Origin of the sequence: Chitinimonas arctica, assembly GCF_007431345.1 — a bacterium.
In the GTDB taxonomy this organism is placed as follows: domain Bacteria; phylum Pseudomonadota; class Gammaproteobacteria; order Burkholderiales; family Chitinimonadaceae; genus Chitinimonas; species Chitinimonas arctica.
Genome location: NZ_CP041730.1, coordinates 3,454,705 through 3,474,364 on the forward strand (window position 1 = coordinate 3,454,705; position 19,660 = coordinate 3,474,364).

The window sequence follows — 19,660 nt, forward strand, 5'->3', positions numbered from 1 at the left end:
CCAGCGTTGATGAGGAGTGATGCAATATGGGCAATGTCCAAGCCATTCTAGATGAGGGCCTGGCCGCACTTGCGGCGACACAGGATCCGAACGAGCTGGAAAACGTCAAGGCGCGCTACCTGGGTAAGTCGGGCGCCTTGACCGATCTGCTCAAGCAGCTCGCCGCCCTGCCGCCGGAAGAAAAGCGTAGCCAGGGTGCCGTGATCAACCAGGCCAAGACGGCATTCGAGCAGGCGCTCACCGGTTGCCGTGAAGCGATGGCGGCCGCCCAGCTGGCCAGGCAACTTGCCGCCGAAGCGCTCGATGTTTCCCTGCCCGGCCGTGGGCAGCAGGCCGGTGGCCTGCACCCTGTCACCCTGGTGAAGGAGCGCATTGTCGCCCTGTTCCAGTCCATGGGTTTCGAAGTGGCCGACGGCCCCGAAATCGAAGGTGACTGGCACAACTTCGAGGCGCTCAACACGCCCAAGGATCACCCCGCCCGCTCGATGCAGGATACCTTCTACGTGGATGGTGGCGCCGCCGCCGAGCCATTGGTACTGCGTACGCACACCAGCCCCATCCAGGTCCGCTATATGCAGGACCACCAGCCGCCCATCAAGATCGTGGCGCCTGGCCGAGTCTATCGGGTCGATTCCGATGCTACCCATTCGCCCATGTTCCACCAGATGGAAGGCCTGTGGGTTGCCGAGGGCGTCAGCTTCGCCGATCTCAAGGCGACCATGAGCGAGTTCCTGCGCCGCTTCTTCGAGCGCGACGACCTGCAAGTGCGGTTCCGCCCATCCTTTTTCCCCTTTACCGAAACGTCGGCCGAAGTCGATGTGCTGGGCGAACGCGGTTGGCTGGAAGTGGGCGGTTGCGGCATGGTGCATCCGAATGTGCTGCGCAATGTCGGCATCGATCCCGAGAAGTACACCGGCTTTGCCTTTGGCATCGGTCTGGATCGTTTCGCCATGCTGTATTACGGCGTGAACGATCTGCGTCTCTTCTTCGACAACGACCTGGGCTTTCTCGGCCAGTTCCGCTGAACAAAGCTAGGGTCTCCGAGATCAGTATTTCTGATTGATATAGCTGCCGGTGTCGCGCTGGATCTGGGCGGCACCGCTCCCATACAGGGATAAAAGCATGAAATTCTCCGAAAATTGGCTGCGCGAGTTGGTCAACCCGGCGCTGGATAACGCGCAGCTGGCCGAGCTGCTCACCATGGCCGGCCTGGAAGTAGAAGACAACGAAGCCGCCGCTGCCGCATTCGACGGCGTGGTGGTGGCGCAAGTACTGGAAGTGCGCAAGCACGAAAACGCCGAAAAGCTCAACGTCTGCAAGGTCGATGCCGGCCTGGGCGGCGAGCCCCTGCAGATCGTCTGCGGTGCGCCCAATGTCGCGGTTGGCGTGAAAATCCCTTGCGCCTTGGTAGGCGCCACCCTGCCGGGCGATTTCAAGATCAAGGCAGCCAAGCTGCGCGGTGTAGAAAGCTTCGGCATGCTGTGTTCGGCTCGCGAGCTGGGCGTCAGCGAAGAGAGCGACGGCCTGCTGCTGTTGCCGGCCGATGCGCCGGTCGGTAAGGACTTCCGCGACTACTACCAGCTCGATGACCGCGTCCTGACCCTCAAGCTGACACCCAATCGCGCCGATTGCCTGAGCCTCGGCGGCATCGCCCGCGAAGTCTCCGCCCTCACCGGCGCAGCGGCTACCCCAGTGGCCATTACGGCGGCGACGCCCTCGCATGATGAAAAGCGCGGCGTACGCCTGGCGGCGGGCGATGCCTGTCCGCGCTATGCCGGCCGGGTGGTACGCCAAGTCAACGCCGGCGCCGCGACGCCGGACTGGATGAAACGCCGGCTGGAACGCAGCGGTATCCGCTCCATCTCCGCCCTGGTCGATATCACCAACTATGTTTTGTTGGAACAGGGCCAGCCCATGCACGCCTTTGACCAGGCCAGGTTGCAGGGTGAGATCGTGGTGCGTTTCGCCACCGCCGGAGAGCAGCTGGAGCTGCTGAACGGCAAGACGATTGCGCTGGAAGCCGACATGCTGGTGATCGCGGACGACGGCGGCCCGCTGGCGCTGGCCGGCATCATGGGCGGCCAGGCCAGTTCCGTGCAGGTGGGCGAGACCCGGGATGTCTTCCTGGAATCCGCCTACTTCGCGCCCGCCATCATCGCCGGCAAATCCCGTCGGCTTGGCTTCGGTTCGGATTCCAGCCATCGTTTCGAGCGCGGCGTCGATTTCGGCAACTGCCGTGCCGCGCTGGAGCGTGCTACCGCCCTGGTGCTCGAAATCTGCGGCGGCCAGGCCGGCCCCATCAGCGAGGCCTTGGCCGAGCTGCCGGCCCGCCCGCCGGTCAATCTGCGCGTTAGCCGGGTCGCCCGCGTGCTGGGTATCGCCCTGAGCGGTGACGAAATCGTTGCCATGCTGCGCAAGTTGGGCCTGGGCGTGGTGCAGCAAGGCGAGCTGTTGACGGTCACCCCGCCCAGCTATCGCTTCGATATCTGTATCGAGGAAGACCTGATCGAAGAAGTGGCCCGCTTGTACGGCTACGACAATGTGCCTACCCGTCCGCCCTTGGCTGCCCAGTCCATGCTCAAGCAGGACGGCAAGGTCCGCCCGGCCCTGGTCGTCAAGCTCGCCCTGGCCGCTCGCGATTATCAGGAAATCGTCAGCTACGCTTTCGTCGAAGAAAAGTGGGAAGCGGATTTCGCCGGCAATACCGCGCCCGTGCGCTTGTTGAACCCCATTGCCAGCCAGATGAGCGTGATGCGCTCCAGCTTGATCGGCGGCTTGGTCAGCACCTTGGTGACCAATCTGAATCGCAAGCAGGAGCGAGTGCGCCTGTTCGAAGCCGCACGCGTTTTCCACGGCGTGGAACCCACGCAACAGCCGGAGAAGATCGCGGCGCTGGCCTATGGTCCGCGCCTGCCGGAGCAGTGGGGCGCCAAGTCGGTGCGGGTGGATTTCTATGATATGAAGGCGGATGTCGAGGCCTTGCTGGCGCCGCTGACGGCCCGGTTCGAGAAAGCCGAACATCCAGCCTGTCATCCTGGCCGCTGCGCCAACGTCATCGTGGATGGCAAAGTCATCGGCGTGCTGGGTGAACTACATCCAAAATGGGTGCAAAGCTACGATCTGCCAGCTGCGCCCGTCCTGTTCGAACTCGATCTGGCGGTCTTGACCGCGCGCCAATTGACCAGTGCCCAGTCCGTTTCCAAATTCCAGCCGGTACGGCGCGACCTGGCTTTCGTGGTCGATGACGCGGTGCAGTACCAGACCGTGCTGGACGCCATGGCAACGGCAAAGTCAAGCATTGTCACAGCGATCGAGGGCTTCGATGTCTACCGTGGCGCAGGTGTGCCGGAAGGGAAAAAGAGCCTTGCATTCAAGGTGATATTACAAGATACTCAGAAAACGCTTTCGGATTCAGACATCGATTCTGCCGTTTCCCAGCTCGTCGCCGCGCTGCAACAACACGTCCAGGCACAGCTCCGCAGCTAGGCCCCATGCGACGTATTCCGTACCAAAAATCATGACATTGACTCTGACTAAAGCTGAATTGGCCGATCTACTTTTCGATAAGGTCGGCCTGAACAAACGTGAAGCCAAGGACATGGTGGAGGCCTTCTTCGAAGAGATCCGCCAGTCGCTCGAAACCGGCGAGAGCGTCAAGCTCTCCGGTTTCGGTAACTTCCAGCTGCGCGACAAGCCGCAGCGTCCAGGCCGTAACCCCAAGACCGGAGAGGAGATCCCGATCTCCGCCCGGCGTGTGGTTACTTTCCATGCCAGCCAAAAATTGAAGGGCATGGTGGAAGACAACTATGCAGATGGAAAGCTCCTTACCGCGGCATGAACTGCCGCCCATTCCCGCCAAGCGCTACTTCACCATTGGTGAGGTCAGCGAACTTTGCGGGGTAAAACCGCACGTGCTGCGTTACTGGGAGCAGGAATTCACCCAGTTGCGGCCCGTCAAGCGGCGCGGCAACCGACGCTACTACCAGCATCATGAGGTGCTGTTGGTGCGCCGTATCCGCACGCTGCTGTACGAAGAAGGCTTTACCATCAGTGGCGCCCGCAACCGGCTCGAACACCAAGCCATGGATGCGGCCGAGCACGGCGAAACCAATCTCGCCGAAACGCTCGAACTCGAAGCCGAGGCCGTGATCGCGGCTAGCGATCGTATGTCACTGATCCGCAAGGAACTGCTTTCGCTGCGTGATTTTCTTGCGGCGTAGGTGCTTGTCAGAAGGAAAAAGTCGGGTATAATCCGCCTCCTTCGAGTCGGAGTGTGGCGCAGCCCGGTAGCGCACTTGCATGGGGTGCAAGGGGTCGAAGGTTCGAATCCTTTCACTCCGACCAGAAATAGCAGTACCAGACCGGCCAGGGATCCAATCCCTGGCCGGTTTTGTATTTGGGCGAGGTCAACGTCCTGCTGCCCGAATCCACACCATGCCAATTACTCGGGCACGTGGATCTTTTCCTTGATGTGCTTGAGATTGGCGATCATGGTGAAACTCATGATCACCAGCAAGGACCAGGAACTCCATTTGCCGATATGCACAAGCGACCAGGCACCCATCTGGTTGGGATACTTCCAGATGCCGAAGAGGGTGCTGATGTTTTCCGCTAGCCAGATAAACAAGCCTATCAGCACAAAGGCCAGCAATAAGGGCATCTGCCGATCACGGTCCAGCGGGCGGAATACCACCGTGGTACGCGCATACAAGCCCAGGGCGCAAGCCGCGACATACCAGCGATAGTCGCCGATATAGTGATGGGTAAAAAAATTGATATAGATCGCCAGTGCCGCCAGGGCTGCCATCCAGTACGGCGGATGGTGGCGAATGCGTAGATCAAACAGGCGCCAGGCCTGAATGATGTAACTGCCGACCGAGGCATACATAAAACCGGAAAATAGCGGGACGCCGAACAGCTTGGTGTAGCCGTAGTCGGTATAAGCCCAGGATTTGATGCCGGCGGAAGTCTTGAATACCTCCAGCACAAAACCGACGATATGGAACAGACAAACAGCCTTCAACTCGTCGAGGGTTTCCAGCTTGGTCGCCACCATCGCTAGCTGTATCCCCACGGCGACGATCAATAACACGTCATAGCGGGGTACGCCCAGCACGCCGCTGCGTGGCAGCAGAAATACCGCGGCGAAGAACAAGCCGACGAACAGGCAGGCTCGCGCTTCCTTGATGCCGAAGTACCAAAACTCGGCCAGAAAGCGCGCCATGCCGGTCAGGCCGTGGCGTGTGTGGGACGCCATCAGGCTCCGGTCGATCAACGTCAACGGCATGTATTCTTTACTCTGGTAGCGGTGTTCGGCGTGCTTCGCCCGATCTTCAGTGCGGACGCGGTGTTGGCATCCACCGCCTGGCGGTGGCTATCGTTCCACACTGTGCTACCAGCATTTTACTGTGCTTCAACGCCGACGGCCTTGGTCAAATTGCGACTTTGCCTGCAAGGGGCTTGTCGCGGGAAATTCGATGGGCGGTAAAAGGGCGGGCAAGAGAAAGGCAGCCCACTACCAGGGAGGGCTGCGCCAGGAGGCAGGCATTTCCGGCTTGAATTACGTCTGTCCACTAGGTGTGTGTATTTCTATCCCTTTGGTCGCAAATACCGCAGCTAACTAGCTTCGCGAATTCTCATCATGGCGAACAATCGAGCGATGCGCTTGCGCGGAGGGGGAACGCAAGCGTTTTGCTCTTGGCGAGCGTGCGCGTTTTACTCAATAAATTCAAGCGATTGCGACCTACTACTATTGATAGTCTTCTGTTGTCCCGACCTGTTATTCGCCGGAAACCGGTTCGGCACTCTGCTTGCTAACTACGCTGACGACGGGAGGCTTTCCTCTTATCGAAGGCCCTCCTTCCTCCACGTCGTCCGTGCAATCAGGCTTTGGATCCGCGAAATCCAAAACATATCGGCCCGGCAATCCAGGAATAGCGGGAGGAGTCGTGATCCTGTTCCTGTGCCTTCATATCCCGCCACCATAAAAAGGTGAACCCCGCCAAGATTAAAAATAACACCGTCGATGAATAGGATGTGAGCTCGGTTATGGCATACGCCCGTTTCAGCGTAGTGGAGCATGCATCCGTGCATAACACCCGGTGAAGTATGCTTGAGCCGGCTGCCACGCATGTGGAAATGCCGGCGCCTAGTGCCATGCCGACAAAGGTTTTTTTTGATAAATCGACATTTCTTTTTTTTGCCTCGGCCTCATTGAGTTCAACATTTTCAAGTGCGCTAGCTGCATTTTTCAATGGAATGGTTGAACCCGAGCAGAAATCGAGCAAGGGTGTATAGGAATTCGGTGAAGTGCTGGCTTCGGTATAGCCCTGGTTAATGCTGATGATGTCGTAATCCGGGACATATCTGTCGCTGGGCGGTGGTGTACGCATGATTGTAGGTGCTTCCCCGTAAATAGATTTAATAGCTTGGATTGACTGGGTTTATACGTGCCCCGTGTCTGCATTACGTGACTTTCGGAAACTAAATATGGCTACGGGATTTTGCTATATATGCGTCGGCGCAAGCCGCACAATGAAATTTAGCCCGCATGGAAGCGGGCTAAAGTCAGGACGAACACGGAATTCGTTAGGCCTTCGATGTCCCAGGCTTGTCGGCCTGATGGCATCGTTCCCTCCGGCCACGATGGCGGCCGTTCAGGGTGCCTCGCGGTTTCTCGTTATTGCTGCCATAAGTCCGAGAGGCGCCCTCGAAAAGGGGATAACGCGGGCTTTCCTCTCCTGCTTAGGTTGCCGGCTCAGCCGTCAAAATTCAAGCCCTTACGCTAAATATTGAATCCGTCCGCATAGCCCTGGCCGCGCGTCGGCGGGCACGTACGTTGCTGTAAATAAGCGGTATTCCGGGTCCCTGCCTTGCGCCGCCTAGGTCTCGCGCCGTGGTCCTGTCCGACGGACGAACGATGGCTTTCCAGCCACATATGAAGGAGATAGCGATGAGCTTGGGTACCCTGTTATTGATCGTATTGATCTTGGTGCTGATCGGCGCCTTTCCCACCTGGCCGCATAGCCGCAACTGGGGTTATGGCCCCAGCGGCGGCCTGGGCCTGGTGGTCGTCGTCCTGGTTGTATTGGTGCTGATGGGTCGAATTTGAGGAGGCCGGCATGCCGCTGTCGCTTCGGGAGAGCGAACAGCTATTCGATGTCCTGAATCCGATAGTGGCAGCCGGGAAACGATACAACCCTCAGTAGTAATTTCGACATGGTTGTTGAAGTCAGCACAGCAAGTGGGGCTGGAAGAGGGTAAGCGTGTACAGCTCTACCATCTTCCAATTAATTCATATCGTTCTCGTGGCATCCCGGGCAGCGTGATGTAGTCGTGTAAGGCAGCAGGGAGCGTGTAGGTAGATTTTGTCTTGGCACGGTATTCGCTTTTTCTCGTTCAGACAGACTCTTCACAACGATAAAAAATGAAGGTGACCATCATGAGCAAGCACACCAACTCGTCGCAGCAGGACTTCTCAAGAACGGCGCAGGCATTCGGACCCTCCAGTGGCGCCGTGCTCTATACGGAGACAGGTGCGGGAACCGCCCCGGTACGTTCGCTCACGGCATTGTCTACCGATCGGCCCGAGCAAGGCGCCCTGTTGCTGAAGCTGGATCTGGAAAAAGGCGCCTGGGCTCTAGGTTTGAGTCATGGCCAGATTGGTTTTTTGCGGCCGGTGCTGCGCAAATATGCCGATCATGCGCGTCGCGAATATGTCGGCGAGATCCTCGAAATGGACTATCCCTTACCTGCGCCGGAGGACGACATGTTGCTGAGCACGCCCTATGCGGTGGAAGATATCTTTAGCGAGATCGGCAGTGACGATCGCCTTCATTTGACGCTAAGTGGCGGGACATTACCGAAGGAGCTGGCCATTTGCATGACCCTGAGCCAGGGTGACCAGCTGTTGCGTTATATCGAAGCCCGCACGGCGTGATCAGCCTTGGCCGGCGCCGTCGGTCTCGACATGCCACCAGCCGGGTAACAGCCGGCGCACCTTAGGGTCGGCATAACGGTCGTCTATCAGATAGAGCACGCCGCGGTCCGTTGGACTGCGGATCACCCGGCCGGCCGCTTGCACGACCTTTTGCAGGCCGGGGTATAGATAGGCGTAGTCCTGGCCTCGTCCGAACAACGCATGCAGGCATTCGCGCCGCTGTTCATTGACCGGATTGAATTGCGGTAAGCCCAGGGTGGCGACAAAGGCGCCGATCAATTGCTCGCCCGGTAGATCGACGCCTTCGGCAAAGGCCCCGCCCAGTACGGCGAATCCTATGCCCTGGGAGGACAGTCGAAATCTTTCCAGAAAAGCGGCCCGGGCCAATTCATCCATTTGGCGCGACTGCCGCCATTGCGGAATTTCCACGGCCTGTTTGGCAAGCTCGTCCGCGATCTCTTTCAGGTAATCGAAGCTGCTGAAAAAGGCCAGATAATTGCCCGGCAGTTGCCGATATTGCCGGGCGATCAGGGTGGCAATGGGTTGTCGAGAAGCGTCGCGGTCCCGGTAGCGGGTGGAGACCTGTGAAATCAAGTGCACCGTCAGTTGTTCCGCCCTGAAAGGAGATTCCACCGTCAGGCGGGGTGTGTCGGTCGGCATGCCCAGCATGCCGCAGTAATAGTCGGCTGGGCTAAGGGTGGCGGAGAACAGTACGTAGCTGTGTGCGCTTGCCAGCCGTGGGCCGAGAAAGGGCGCCGGGACGAAATTCCGTAGGCAAATCGTACTGTGCTTGCGGCCTTTTCCGCCGGGTCGATTGCTCTGGTCGAAGACGGAGTGCGGACCGAAGCTTTCAGCCAGGCGCAGGAAGTGCGTCAAGTCGAAATAGAAGCGTAACAGCGGTGCATCCAGCACCATGGGCTGGGCGTTCAGATAGTCGATGATGGCCTTGCCCGCCTGCTGCAGCACGGCAAGCAGCGAACCGGGTGGTTCGGCATAGGCTTGGTAAGGTGTTTGCTGGGCTGCTTCGAATTGGCGCCAGGCTCGCGCCAGTTTCTGCAATGGCCCCTTCAGCTCCGGCAGTTTGCGCTGGCGCAGCGCGACCAGATGGCTGCTGTCCAATTCGGCGCTATACATGGCACGGCCACGGTCCACCAGATTGTGTGCTTCGTCTACCAGCACACCTACCCGCCATTCGTTGGCGACACGTAAACCGTGCAATAAGGCGGTAAAGTCGAAGTAATAGTTGTAGTCGCCGACCACCACATCCACCCATCGCACCAAGTCCTGGCTCAGGTAATAAGGGCAGACCGCGTGGGTTTGCGCCACCGCCTGCAGCGTGCTCCGATCCAGTAAGCCGTGTTCCACCGCCGCCGCGCGCGCCACCGGCAGGCGGTCATAGAAACCTCTTGCCAAGGGGCAGGCTTCGCCATGACAGGCACGATCGGGATGCACGCAGGCCTTATCGCGGGCAGTCAACTCCAGCACACGGAGCGGGGTGCCTTCCTGGCGCAGCTTGCTTAGCGCATCGAGCGCCAATTGACGGCCAGGCGTCTTGGCGGAGAGAAAGTAGATCTTGTCGTGGCCGCTCGCGGGCATGGCCTTGAGCAAGGGAAACAGGGTGCCCAGGGTTTTGCCTACGCCTGTCGGCGCCTCCGCCAGCAAGGGGCGTCCCAGACGAGCTCCCCGGTAGACCGATTCGGCCAGTTGCCGTTGTCCCGCATGAAGCGCGCCGAAGGGAAAGGCGAGGTCCGTCAGATAGGTGTCACGTTCCGCCCGGTGCCGCAATTGCGCCTCGGCCCAGGCCAGGAATCGATCGCAGAGCGAGCCGAAAAACTGTTCCAGCCCGTCCGCCTGCCAATCTTCCAGCAATAAGGTTTCATGCTGGCGATCGACATGGTAATAGACCAGCCCCACCTGGATGGCCGGCAAGCCCAGTTGCCGGCATAGCAGGCAGGCATAGACCCTCGCTTGCGCCCAGTGCAACTGACGATGGTTGTCCGGCATGGCAGCCAGTTCGCCTCGGTAGGTCTTGATCTCCTCCACGCGCTGCCGATCCGCATCGTAGCCGTCGCAGCGACCCCGGACGGTCAATGCGCCGTGCGTGCCGGATAGCGCGACTTCGCTGCGGTAATCGCCCGTGCGCTGCTTGCTGACGCTGAGATGGCCCGCCATGCCTTCCTCCGCCGTGGGGGCAGGCGTGAAGCGCAGATCCAGGTCGCCATGCTTGGCGGAGAACTCGCATAGCTCCCTGACGGCGATGCGATAGCTCATTCCAGCCAGCTCACGTAATAGACCTGTACTTCCACACCATGGGCGAGGAAGTAGCGGAGCCAACGTGTCTGGTTGTCCTGCAAGCGATCACCGGGACCCTTTACCTCGATCAAGGCGTAGCGCTGTTCGGCTGGCCAGAATTGCACCAGATCGGGCAAGCCGGCCCGATTGCCGGGCAGGTCCTGCAGCATGCGCCGGAAGATCAGGCCGAGATGGGCGGCGGGGATGCAATGCAGGGCGAGCGCCAGTAGATCTTCATTAAGTGCTGGCCAGTGCACGAAGGGATTCTGGATGCCCTGTTTGGCGCGAAAGCGCGCCGGAATGGTGGCGCGGTAGCGTTCGTTATCCAGTTCGGCCAGGCAATCGTCGAAAAGGCCCTGCCGGCGGGAATGAAAGTGTGGGCTGCCAAGGTCGGCAGGGCCTGTTTGAAAGGGATGAAAGAAGGCGCCGGGGAGAGGTGCGAAGATGGCAGGCCAGCACAATAGGCCAAACAGACCGTTCAGGAGCAGGTTTTCGACGTAGTGGACCGGTGCTGTTGCTTGATGAAGATGGTCGCGCACCGCTAGCTCCACCTGCTGCGTGGGGCGGGGTAGGCATAAGGACTGCTTGGGGAGCGTGGGCGCAGTGGGGCGCTCGTGGGGCAAGCCCAGACGCCGCGCCAATCTGGGCCGCAGGCGATCCAATTGCTGGCGATCCTGCTCGCTACAGCCCGCATCCAGGTGCGCGGAGATAAAGTTTTGGGCTTCCGCATGCCGGTTGGATTGCTCCAGCACCCGCGCCAGCCGGAAGGCCGCGCCGGGATAGTTGCAATCGCGATAGGCGGCCATGGCGGAGTAGAATTGACCGGTCCGCTCCAAGGCCTGTGCCAATGTGAACAGCAGCTTCCCTCGGCGGGAGCGCAACCAATCGGATTCGCACTGCAGGGTTTGTACATCCGCCAAGACGATGGCGGGACATTCGCCCTCGTCAAGACGTTGGCGGCAGGCGAGCAGGGCGGCATAAAAGTCGAGCTGCGCGCGAGAGGAGAATCCGCGCGCGTCAGCCGGAAAGGCGACCGGCTCGTAGACAAGGATGGCCAGGTCGGCCAGCACGAATTCCGACCAATCCTGTCTGGCATTGCCGAAGAACATCCATTGCAAGCGGGCGAGCAGCGGGCGAATCGTGAGCCGATAGACCAAGTCATCCAATTGCGGAGACCAGCTGCGCAAGCTCCTGGGCTCAGGGTGCAGTGGCGCCAGGCTGGCGAGTTGCTCGAGCTTGCGTTGCGCGGAGCGTGCGGCCGCAAAGGTGAGCGCCAATTCCGGCTTGGTAAGCAGGCCAAACAATTGTGCCAGGCTTAGCTGCGGTTCCGCGTCCAGCCATCCCAGCGCGATCAGCGGCGCCACGGCGGCAGTCGTGTCGCCGATCTCCTCGTAACGGAGTTTGCCGTGCCGGAACAACTCTCCCTTGCGCATCATCATGCGGACCAGCATGGCCTGGGCAGGATTAGGCAGCTGGGCGAAGTCGTCCAGAAAGCGCTGTTCTTCGTCCAGCAACAGATCCCCGTACCGCTGGGCGATCCAGTCCAGGGCCAAGCGGAAGTTGTCCAGGTAGTAGAACGGACGGGGATGGTCGGGGCGCATGAACGGAAACGTAGACGGCGATGAATCATTCTGAGGGAACGAACGTTCACCTGGCAAGCCCGTTGGTAAAACGAAAAACCGGCGTGTCGGACTGGAGTTGTCGCTTATATCAAATGATCGAGCAAGTCCGGACCGAATACTTCGCGGTGTATGCGGGTGGGGCTGACGCCTCGCGCGATCAGGCTTTGCCACTGGTGCTGCATAAATCCGATGGGGCCGCACAGGAAGAATTCGGCGTCATGATCCGGCTCCTTCAATACTTGCGCCAGGTTCATGCGGCCGACCTGGTGGTAGTCGATGCCTAGGCGGTCCTGTTCCAGCGGCGATTCATAGAACACCACTTCCCGAAGCGAGGGGTGAACCTGCCTTGCGGCCGCCAGGTCCGCCCTAAGGGCATGGTGGCGCCCATTCCGGGCCGCGTGGGCGAAGACCACGGGACGGCGCGGATTGGTTTCGAGCAAGCTGTTGAGCACCGACACCATGGGGGTGATGCCCACGCCGGCCGATAGCAGCACGATAGGGTGCCGGCCCTGCAAATCGGGTACGAAGTCGCCGAAAGCCGCCGCCCCGGCCTGCAGAAGGTCGCCCTGCTGGAGGTGTGCGTTCAGCCAGTTCGATACTTGTCCTGCCGGTACGTCCCCGCATGCCGCTTCACGCTTGACGGTGATACGCCACCAAGGCCGGTTTGGCGAGTCGGACAGGCTGTACTGTCTTAACTGGCGCGTGCCGCTGCCGGCCGGCTCGATCGCGACGGTAAGGTATTGGCCCGGCTTGAAAGGGCCGGGCGATTGGCCTGCCAAGGTTTGCAGATAATAGGAGGTGGTGGTCTCGCTTTCATGGCGGACTTCCATGACGCGCAAGCTACGCAAAGCGCCGCTGCTCACACCCGTGCGTTCGCTCAGGCGCGCTTCGGCGGCGATCAGTGCGCCGGCCAGCAGCCAATAGGCTTCGTCCCAGGCGGCCAGCAAGGGTGGGGTAGCCGCTTCGCCCAATACCTGCTGAATCGCCGCCAGCAGGTGGCGGCCGACCATGGGGTAGTGCGCCGGCGTAAGCCCTGGCGTGTGCACTCTAACACTGGCATCCTTCGCCTACATCGAAGGCAATTTTCTGAGAAGTCCCTATGCAACAGTACGCAAAAGTATATAGCTATCTTCGTTTTTCCGACCCAAAGCAAGCAGATGGCGGTAGCGTTGACCGGCAACTTAGTTACGCTCGACGGTGGGCCGCTGACAATAACGTCCCGCTCGACGAATCCCTTTCAATGCGAGACGAGGGGCTGTCCGCGTACCATCAACGGCACGTCAGCCAAGGTGCCTTCGGCGTGTTTTTGAAAGCTGTTGAAGATGGCATGATTCCTACCGGCTCGGTTTTGATTGTGGAAGGTTTGGACCGTCTAAGCCGAGCCGAACCGATGGTGGCGCAGGCGCAATTGATCGGAATCGTTATGGCGGGGATTACCGTCATTACGGCAATGGACAGGCAGGAATACAACCGCGATTTGCTGAAGCGTGAACCTCATCGGCTGTTCGTAGCACTTGCAATGATGATCCGGGCCTATGAGGAAAGTGACACCAAGAGCAAGCGCGTAAGCGATAGTATCCGACGACGATGCGAGGCTTGGATAGCAGGTACGAACCGGCGGATTATTCGCAGCGGGGCAGACCCGAGCTGGTTGAAGTGGGATGCTGCCACCGAAACATGGCAAGAAATTCCGGATAACGCGGCGGCTATCCGTAAGCTTATCGATTTGTACCTAAAAGGGTACGGGACCAATGGAATAGTCGATCAAATGGGCGAGAACCATTTCATGTACAACGGGCGTCCAATGCCGGGCGGCCGGATGTATGAAATGATGCGCTTACCTGCCCTGGGTGGAACAAAGCGGCTGAAGATTGGAGACGACGAATACGAACTTAAGGACTATTACCCCGCGCTCTTGAGTGAGGCGCAATTTGCCGAACTTCAAACGGCCCTTGCTCGCCGGGTTCGCTCAAGGGTAGGAGTTTCGTCTGCAAGCGTACTCACCGGCTACAAGCGAACATTTTGTGGTTACTGCGGCATGGCAATTGTGAGCCAGACTATCGCAACGCGCCGAAGGAAGTCGGATGGGAAATTAACTGACGGAAGCAGGCGTATTCAATGCAGTTCAAGGTTGACTCGGCTTCCCTGCGATGTGGTTGGTGGCTTGTCGGCAGTCCCAATAGAACGTGCGGTGATGAGCTATTGCGCTGATCAAATGAATCTCAACGCGCTTTATAAAGGGGCGGATAGATCAACGCCAATTCGTGATGCGCTGTCTTTGGCACGACACGAAGTTGCCGAAATCGAGCTGCAACTGGGACGCATCGTCCAGGCGCTTGCTGAAGGTACGGGAGCCGCGCCGGCAATCATTGTGAAGAAGGCGGCGGAGCTTGAAGCGCGCCTATCCGATGCGCGGGCGAAGGTCACCGCCGCCGAATACGAACTTGCGGCCATGTCGCCAAGTCTCTCTTCCGACGCGGCGGCCGAATGGCAGGCGCTCTATACCGGTGTACTGGATTATGAGTATGAGCCACGCCTTAAGGCTCGTGAGCTGATGATGACGACCTTCGAGCGAATCGTAATCTACTTCCAAGGGGTAGACAGGAGTACGTCTGAGTTCATCGACCTGCTTTTGGTTGCCCGTGGCGGCGGTTCGCGTTTTCTTCGCATAGACCGCCGCACCGGGGAATGGGTTGCGGGTGAAGCCTTGCCGCCTCAAGACGTGCTGGCCACGCTGCCCGAAGGCATGCTTCTGCCTGTCGGTGACGAGTAAATGCGGATATGGCCAAGCCCGATCATGAAGTTCTTGTAGGCTGAAACGGTTACGTTCCATGCTTCGCGCGCTACGGCCGGTCCTGCTTCAACAATCTGGCCATCCTCATCGACGATGGCCAGTCGGCCCTTTCGCCCGTCGCGCAATGTCACGCTCAGACCCTCATGCACAACACCGCTAATGACTGATGTTTGTAGGGTGTTGGTTTTTGGCGTTCCAATCATTTCTTACTCCGTAGCTTCTTGTTGTACTGCGCAATCAATGTGACGGACCCGATGAATGGAAGGGCGTAGTCACAGGTGCAACGGCTGGTTTTACGCTGATGCCGTTCAAGGCAGGGCGCGGATTTTTAGCTACTCAATCCTTGGCGCTTGCGAAGCTCGCGTAGGGTTTGGCAATCTATGCAGCACCTTGCCGCAGGAAAGACCACGCGCCGGGCGGCGGGTATGTCCTCGCCACAATCCACGCATTCGGGCGTACCTTTCGCGTGCAGCGCGGCCCGCTGGGTCGCAATGAGTTCGTCCAAGTGGTTTTGCGCAATCTCGTTTGCGCGGTCGATTTCATCAGACACGGCTATGCACCCTTGTTATCGTCGTCGGTTTGCGGAGTCAGAATGGAGATGGCCGATCCCGGCCAGCACCCGGCACCATGATCCACGCTAGGCAAATATCGCTTTCCAGGGCCTCCACGGCGGCGATTACCCACGCGCTCGGAGGAAGGTCGCAGCGAGCAATTCTTTCCTTCCGGCTCCACTCGCCTATCGCGTCCAGCAGGGTGGCCGCGCTGCTATCTACGCAGCGGCGGTTGAATACATCCTCGGGTAAATCCATCTCCAAGTATGTGAAATGCTTGATTCCGAGATGCTCCCTTTGGCGCTCTATGGTCACGCGGATATGCCTGCGGATAAATTCGTATTGCATGGTCTATCTCTTAACAGTCTAAAGATTGGTTCAAAGTTGAATGGCGAGGGCGTGCCGTAGCGCGGCCCCAATGGAAAAGGGTTTGCCGTCATACGTGAGACGCCTTGTAGGCGCGACTGGGTGGCGGAACCGCTAAAACTCGGGCGCGAATGCGCCGCTTCTTACTGCGCTCGATGACACTGATTGGCGGCGGCATGCTGGGCGGGCGCGAATCTGTGACGCACGGCCATTCCTTGGTAAAAATCGTCGGCCTGCCGTCCGCTTGAATTTCGTCGCGCACAGTTATTGATATGAATCCAAGGTCGGGCCTTTGGCCCTCTACAGGGCGCAGCCCGACCATTGCCCACTCCTCTTCCACGCCGCGCACGAACTCTTGGCGCGATGGGCGGTTGTGACCGTGAAGCCAATCTTGTGCTGCGGCGCTGCGCTGCGCTTCTGCCGCTTTGCGCTGGCCCGCGCGCCAATCAATGGTCCATGTCTTGGTGCGGGTGGTGGCATCGGCGAATTCGTGGCCGAAGCCCTTGACCACTTCGCCGCGCCACTCTCCAAAGCGGTTGCATCCCTGCGCAGCCTCTCGCACAAGATGGAAATAGACCTGCTTGGATAGCTCCCGGTAGGCGTGCCAATCGTTTACGGTTGCGGCCCAGCAAACCGCCATGAGTACTTGATCCTTGGGTGGGGTGTCGCGCAGGCGGCGGGCCTCGCGCCACACGCTGACACTCGCATCGCCGAACGCTTGAAACTGCCGGATGCCCCAAAGGCTGGCCCAGATACGAACCAACTCGGCGCCTTCGACGGCGCCCTTGCCTATCTCGAAATCCTGGCCGATTTCGCCGCCGTCGTTCTTTCGACCGGTCAGGTTCTTTGCCAGGTACTTGAGGATGTAAGCCAAAGGGCCGCCGTAGCGATTGCCTTCTCCATCGGCAGCCACGTTATCGAGCCAGACGGCCTTAAACCGGGCCTGGCGGACGGGTACGCGCTTCCAGTGGCCGTTTTCATCTTGTACGCTGGTCATGCCCTCCAGCTCGGCGGCATCCTCTTTGCAGGCCCGTGTTTCGTACTCGGTGACGAACGCTTCCAAGAGTGGCCGGGGGCCGAACACCAACATATGCCAGTGCGGCGAGCCGTCGGCGTGGGGCTCTACCACGCGCAATCCATAGATCGGCCAATTACGGTTCTTGATAACGCAACGCAGCTTGCCGAACACCTTCAGCAGGGCGGCATTGCCCTCCCGTGGCGTCGGCTTGCCGCCCGCCAGCCAATTTGGGTTCGGCTCCGAGTAGTACTTGCGCCCCTGGTCCGTCTTGAGGAAGCGGCTGCGGCTGGGGTGATAGCGGGATGGATTGGTAATGGTGAGAAAGACAGCGGCGTCGCCGGCCTCTTGGGCGGCGGCTTCCATGCCGCGCCCACGTATCACCAGTTCCGCCAGGCGGTTACGCGGATTGGATACGCTGGCGTCCACGGCGGTGGCTAGGTCCAGTGTTTCGCCGCAGGCGCTGACGATTTGCGCGGCCTCGATGGCCTCGCGGCTACGCCGCCAGCGCTCGCGCCCTTTTGCGCGAGACAGGCCGGACACGACCGGTTCACGGCCCCGCATCACGCGGCCGGCATCGGTCAAACGATGCTCCACGGCTTGCGCATGCGCCTTGCGGAAATGGCGGCGCCAGGTCTTTTCATCCCGAAGGCGATGCCCCAGGCTTTCCGTGGTCACGCCACGCATGCCCACGTGCAGGAAAGGAATGCGCAGAGCCTCGTATACGGCCTCCACGATTTCCCAGGGGCTATAGGTCAGCAACACCACGGCCATTGCGCCGGCGCAGCGCTTGGCGAGCGACTTGATGTCGCCGTCGCTCGCATGGTCATCGGCTAGCAAGGTGCGCCACGCATTGCCACAGGCCGCGAGTTCCTGCTCTCCGCTCTCGTCGCACCCTTCCCGCCGGGCGATATAAACCTTGATAGCGTCCAACAGGTCCGCTTCCGAACGGCCCTCCAGCTTGGGCCAGTCCTTTTCGGGCGCCACCTTTTGAACGAACTCCCACAAGCTCAGCGGCGCTTCCTTGGGCCGGGCTTGCATGGCTGCTTGCTTGGCTTCCTGGCTGCAGCTGGTATCGACTTTGTGGCGGTACTGGCCGTCCGTACGAATCAAGGGGCTGCCGATCATGGCGCCCGCCTTGCGGCCTTGGCCGCTTGGGTCAGCGTGTAGCGCTCCAGGATTTGCAGAATGATGCAATAAATGGCTCGCTCGGCCGCAGCCCCAGCGTTGCTGATCTCGAAGAAGCTCGGCCCCACCGAGATTTCGGCATGGGCGAGCTGCTCGATGACTTCCCCCAGGTCGTCCCGCAGGTCAAGCAGGCGAGCCACACACATATCGCCGAACTCGCACTGCTGCGGGGTGAGCGGGATGCGGGTAAAGCAATAGAGTGGCGCGCTAGCCCGCGCCACAGCCTGATGCTCCACGAGGGAAAGGCGGGCCATGGCTATAAGCCTTCCAGTACGGCCGACACGGTACGAATCTGGCCCGATACCGCGCTCAGCGCGAGGGAGGCGTTATAGACACGTTCCACATCAATGGGCGCGACCTCGCCGCGCGCAATGGCGTTCTCCAGCGACTGGGCCAAGCAGCCCATAAGCTTGGCATTCTCGGCTGTAATTATGGCGATGGAGCGGGTGGTCTTCATGCCGACGCCTCCAGATTGATGGCGGGGCAGGTTTTCGCCTCGCTGTGGTTCGTCATGCCCCATGCCATGAAGACCAAGGCGCAGATCGGGACCAGACAAAACAGGTAGAAAATGCGGCAGGGCATACACAAATCCTTTAAAGGTGGAGAGGAACAACGTTTCGATAGGCAAGCCGGTCCCCTTGCGGCCATAAGGGCCGTTTTTTGTCAGGGCTGGCGGGTTAGGGTTTAAGCAACGGCGGCAACGTCGCCGCTTGGGTCGTCATCAAATGTGAAGGACAGTTGGCTACGCTTGCGGGCGGCGATAGCAGCATTGCGTTCACGCATGCGTATTACGTGCGGCGCAAAGGGCAGATCGACGGTAGGGTCAGGCGAGGCACCTTCCGAAAGCTGAAAAACCATTTCCTCTATGGCAACGCCCTGGAAGCCACACCCAGGTATCAGGCACATGTAAATGCGCCGCGTAGTGAACCGCGAGGAGCGAATGCTGGTGCGCGCGCCGATAAGCGTGTTGCAGTGCGGACAAATCGCGGTGGTACGGCACGTTCTCGCTCGCATCATGCTTTGCTCTCGCTTGTGTTACACACTTGGGGGAAAATGCCGTCTGGGCGGGAACTGTGAATTTGACCGGGACGGCGCTTTGCGCCTTCGCCAAGATACGGGCCAAGACAGCGCGCCCAAAGATGCCTAGTCGTTTGCTGCCAGTACTGTGAAGGCCAGTAACACACAGTCGCGAGCAAAGTTGCTCAACGACTTATTGCTGGCGCTGGCCATGATCTCGAACCGCTCGCGCTCGGCAACGTCTAGGCGCAGCGCAATGGTTTTAGCCGTGCATCCAGTTGGGGAGCGGCGATTCCGTGTGCGTGTCGGCTTGCTGAGCATGGCAATTTTCCAGTTGACGTAACAGAAAACGATAATACGAACGTTTGTGCGTTGTGTAAAGAAAAAAGACGAATGAATATGACGATAGCTGAGCGCCTTGAAGAGGAACACCTCCGGTTGATGCCCAGGCAGAGCGATTTCGCTGCGGCCACGGGCATCTCTGTGCGAACCCTTCAAAACTACTTGGCGGGGCGGGAGTGCGGCAGCAACTTTTTGGCGGCGGTAGAAGCGCTTGGGGGGGATGTCCGTTACATCTTGTCGGGGAAGCGGTCAGATAACGTATTCGCACCGAAGGAGATTGAACTCGTTAATGCCTTCCGGGTTGCATCGGAACAAGGACAGGTGGGCGCGCTGGCGGTGTTGGTCGCCACCGCCATCCCAGGGAAAACGCCGGCACCTCCGGCCCCACCGGCAGAGCCTGAAACTAAGCGCATACGAATTCAAGGCAACGTCCGCAGCTTTGTACTCGGGGACGTCATACACCGGAACAAGCCCTAGCCGTGCCAGGGTAGGCAACTTGCCAGATTTGCCAATTATGACAATAGCGTTAAGCTA

At 59.6% G+C, this 19,660-nt stretch carries 19 protein-coding genes, 1 tRNA gene and 1 pseudogene; 8 read left to right on the forward strand and 13 right to left on the reverse strand.

Features of this window, described 5'->3' with window-relative positions:
* The first annotated feature begins 26 nt into the window (after positions 1-26).
* From pheS to FNU76_RS15650, 5 genes are all read left to right on the forward strand, one after another.
* A complete protein-coding gene (pheS, locus tag FNU76_RS15630) occupies positions 27-1,025 on the forward strand; it encodes a phenylalanine--tRNA ligase subunit alpha (protein WP_144279058.1) in 999 nt (332 codons plus the stop codon).
* Positions 1,026-1,122: 97 nt separating this feature from the next.
* Positions 1,123-3,486 carry a phenylalanine--tRNA ligase subunit beta gene (gene pheT / locus FNU76_RS15635; protein ID WP_144279059.1) on the forward strand — a complete coding sequence of 788 codons (2,364 nt, stop codon included), beginning with the start codon at positions 1,123-1,125 and terminating at the stop codon, positions 3,484-3,486.
* A gap of 37 nt (positions 3,487-3,523) precedes the next feature.
* The gene (locus tag FNU76_RS15640) at positions 3,524-3,838 is read left to right on the forward strand and encodes an integration host factor subunit alpha (RefSeq protein WP_144280706.1); all 315 of its coding nucleotides are present in this window, start codon (positions 3,524-3,526) and stop codon (positions 3,836-3,838) included.
* On the forward strand, positions 3,807-4,220 hold the full coding sequence (locus tag FNU76_RS15645) for a MerR family transcriptional regulator (RefSeq protein WP_308418560.1): 414 nt from the start codon (positions 3,807-3,809) through the stop codon (positions 4,218-4,220). Before FNU76_RS15640 ends, FNU76_RS15645 begins: the two co-directional genes overlap by 32 nt.
* Before the next feature lie 47 nt (positions 4,221-4,267).
* Positions 4,268-4,344, forward strand: a tRNA-Pro gene (locus FNU76_RS15650).
* Positions 4,345-4,441: 97 nt separating this feature from the next.
* Here FNU76_RS15650 and FNU76_RS15655 read toward each other — a convergent pair.
* Positions 4,442-5,257, reverse strand: a complete 816-nt coding sequence (locus FNU76_RS15655; RefSeq protein ID WP_223879046.1) for a DUF817 domain-containing protein — start codon at positions 5,255-5,257, stop codon at positions 4,442-4,444.
* 625 nt (positions 5,258-5,882) lie between these two features.
* Positions 5,883-6,392, reverse strand: coding sequence for a hypothetical protein (locus FNU76_RS15660; protein WP_144279061.1), 510 nt, complete (start codon positions 6,390-6,392; stop codon positions 5,883-5,885).
* Positions 6,393-6,952: 560 nt separating this feature from the next.
* On the opposite strand from FNU76_RS15660, the gene FNU76_RS15665 reads away from it, so the two are divergent.
* Positions 6,953-7,111, forward strand: a complete 159-nt coding sequence (locus FNU76_RS15665; protein WP_144279062.1) for a DUF3309 family protein — start codon at positions 6,953-6,955, stop codon at positions 7,109-7,111.
* Between the two features lie 315 nt (positions 7,112-7,426).
* Entirely contained in the window at positions 7,427-7,939 is a 513-nt protein-coding gene (locus FNU76_RS15670; RefSeq protein WP_144279063.1) for a hypothetical protein, read from the forward strand.
* Here the strand turns inward: FNU76_RS15670 and FNU76_RS15675 are convergent, their stop codons facing one another.
* From FNU76_RS15675 to FNU76_RS15685, 3 genes are all read right to left on the reverse strand, one after another.
* Positions 7,940-10,210 (reverse strand): ATP-dependent DNA helicase, encoded by a 2,271-nt coding sequence (locus FNU76_RS15675; RefSeq protein ID WP_144279064.1) that lies wholly within the window; start codon positions 10,208-10,210, stop codon positions 7,940-7,942.
* A complete protein-coding gene (locus FNU76_RS15680) occupies positions 10,207-11,832 on the reverse strand; it encodes a VRR-NUC domain-containing protein (protein WP_144279065.1) in 1,626 nt (541 codons plus the stop codon). Before FNU76_RS15680 ends, FNU76_RS15675 begins: the two co-directional genes overlap by 4 nt.
* A gap of 104 nt (positions 11,833-11,936) precedes the next feature.
* Positions 11,937-12,863, reverse strand: coding sequence for an NO-inducible flavohemoprotein (locus tag FNU76_RS15685; protein ID WP_144279066.1), 927 nt, complete (start codon positions 12,861-12,863; stop codon positions 11,937-11,939).
* A gap of 89 nt (positions 12,864-12,952) precedes the next feature.
* Here FNU76_RS15685 and FNU76_RS15690 point away from each other — a divergent pair, with 89 nt between their 5' ends.
* On the forward strand, positions 12,953-14,626 hold the full coding sequence (locus FNU76_RS15690) for a recombinase family protein (RefSeq protein WP_144279067.1): 1,674 nt from the start codon (positions 12,953-12,955) through the stop codon (positions 14,624-14,626).
* 349 nt (positions 14,627-14,975) lie between these two features.
* Here the strand turns inward: FNU76_RS15690 and FNU76_RS25255 are convergent, their stop codons facing one another.
* The 8 genes and pseudogenes from FNU76_RS25255 to FNU76_RS15730 all read right to left on the reverse strand — a co-directional run bounded on the left by FNU76_RS25255 (position 14,976) and on the right by FNU76_RS15730 (position 19,282).
* Entirely contained in the window at positions 14,976-15,197 is a 222-nt protein-coding gene (locus FNU76_RS25255) for a TraR/DksA family transcriptional regulator (protein WP_223879047.1), read from the reverse strand.
* 37 nt (positions 15,198-15,234) lie between these two features.
* Entirely contained in the window at positions 15,235-15,546 is a 312-nt protein-coding gene (locus FNU76_RS15705; RefSeq protein ID WP_144279069.1) for a hypothetical protein, read from the reverse strand.
* A gap of 88 nt (positions 15,547-15,634) precedes the next feature.
* Positions 15,635-17,707: a replication endonuclease gene (locus FNU76_RS15710; protein ID WP_144279070.1), complete on the reverse strand. Its 2,073-nt coding sequence runs from the start codon at positions 17,705-17,707 to the stop codon at positions 15,635-15,637.
* Positions 17,704-18,021, reverse strand: coding sequence for a hypothetical protein (locus tag FNU76_RS15715; protein ID WP_143855781.1), 318 nt, complete (start codon positions 18,019-18,021; stop codon positions 17,704-17,706). The genes FNU76_RS15710 and FNU76_RS15715 overlap by 4 nt, the downstream gene beginning before the upstream one ends.
* 2 nt (positions 18,022-18,023) lie before the next feature.
* Entirely contained in the window at positions 18,024-18,395 is a 372-nt protein-coding gene (locus FNU76_RS15720; protein WP_143855780.1) for a hypothetical protein, read from the reverse strand.
* A 56-nt stretch (positions 18,396-18,451) separates the two neighbouring features.
* Positions 18,452-18,625, reverse strand: coding sequence for a hypothetical protein (locus FNU76_RS24915; protein WP_263405626.1), 174 nt, complete (start codon positions 18,623-18,625; stop codon positions 18,452-18,454).
* A gap of 6 nt (positions 18,626-18,631) precedes the next feature.
* A pseudogene (locus FNU76_RS25260) lies at positions 18,632-18,784 on the reverse strand (ogr/Delta-like zinc finger family protein); the annotation flags it as partial.
* Positions 18,785-18,910: 126 nt separating this feature from the next.
* Positions 18,911-19,282, reverse strand: a complete 372-nt coding sequence (locus FNU76_RS15730) for a hypothetical protein (protein ID WP_143855778.1) — start codon at positions 19,280-19,282, stop codon at positions 18,911-18,913.
* Positions 19,283-19,660 lie beyond the last annotated feature (378 nt).

Coding starts and splice junctions, on each gene's coding strand:
- FNU76_RS24915 (WP_263405626.1), bottom strand. CDS start 18,625: ATGGTTTTTCAGCTTTCGGAAGGTGCCTCGCCTGACCCTACCGTCGAT.
- FNU76_RS15715 (WP_143855781.1), bottom strand. CDS start 18,021: ATGGCCCGCCTTTCCCTCGTGGAGCATCAGGCTGTGGCGCGGGCTAGC.
- FNU76_RS15680 (WP_144279065.1), bottom strand. CDS start 11,832: ATGCGCCCCGACCATCCCCGTCCGTTCTACTACCTGGACAACTTCCGC.
- FNU76_RS15710 (WP_144279070.1), bottom strand. CDS start 17,707: ATGATCGGCAGCCCCTTGATTCGTACGGACGGCCAGTACCGCCACAAA.
- FNU76_RS15705 (WP_144279069.1), bottom strand. CDS start 15,546: ATGCAATACGAATTTATCCGCAGGCATATCCGCGTGACCATAGAGCGC.
- FNU76_RS15645 (WP_308418560.1), top strand. CDS start 3,807: ATGCAGATGGAAAGCTCCTTACCGCGGCATGAACTGCCGCCCATTCCC.
- pheT (WP_144279059.1), top strand. CDS start 1,123: ATGAAATTCTCCGAAAATTGGCTGCGCGAGTTGGTCAACCCGGCGCTG.
- FNU76_RS15670 (WP_144279063.1), top strand. CDS start 7,427: ATGAAGGTGACCATCATGAGCAAGCACACCAACTCGTCGCAGCAGGAC.
- FNU76_RS15660 (WP_144279061.1), bottom strand. CDS start 6,392: ATGCGTACACCACCGCCCAGCGACAGATATGTCCCGGATTACGACATC.
- FNU76_RS15665 (WP_144279062.1), top strand. CDS start 6,953: ATGAGCTTGGGTACCCTGTTATTGATCGTATTGATCTTGGTGCTGATC.
- FNU76_RS15655 (WP_223879046.1), bottom strand. CDS start 5,257: ATGGCGTCCCACACACGCCACGGCCTGACCGGCATGGCGCGCTTTCTG.
- FNU76_RS15690 (WP_144279067.1), top strand. CDS start 12,953: ATGCAACAGTACGCAAAAGTATATAGCTATCTTCGTTTTTCCGACCCA.
- pheS (WP_144279058.1), top strand. CDS start 27: ATGGGCAATGTCCAAGCCATTCTAGATGAGGGCCTGGCCGCACTTGCG.
- FNU76_RS15675 (WP_144279064.1), bottom strand. CDS start 10,210: ATGAGCTATCGCATCGCCGTCAGGGAGCTATGCGAGTTCTCCGCCAAG.
- FNU76_RS15685 (WP_144279066.1), bottom strand. CDS start 12,863: ATGGTCGGCCGCCACCTGCTGGCGGCGATTCAGCAGGTATTGGGCGAA.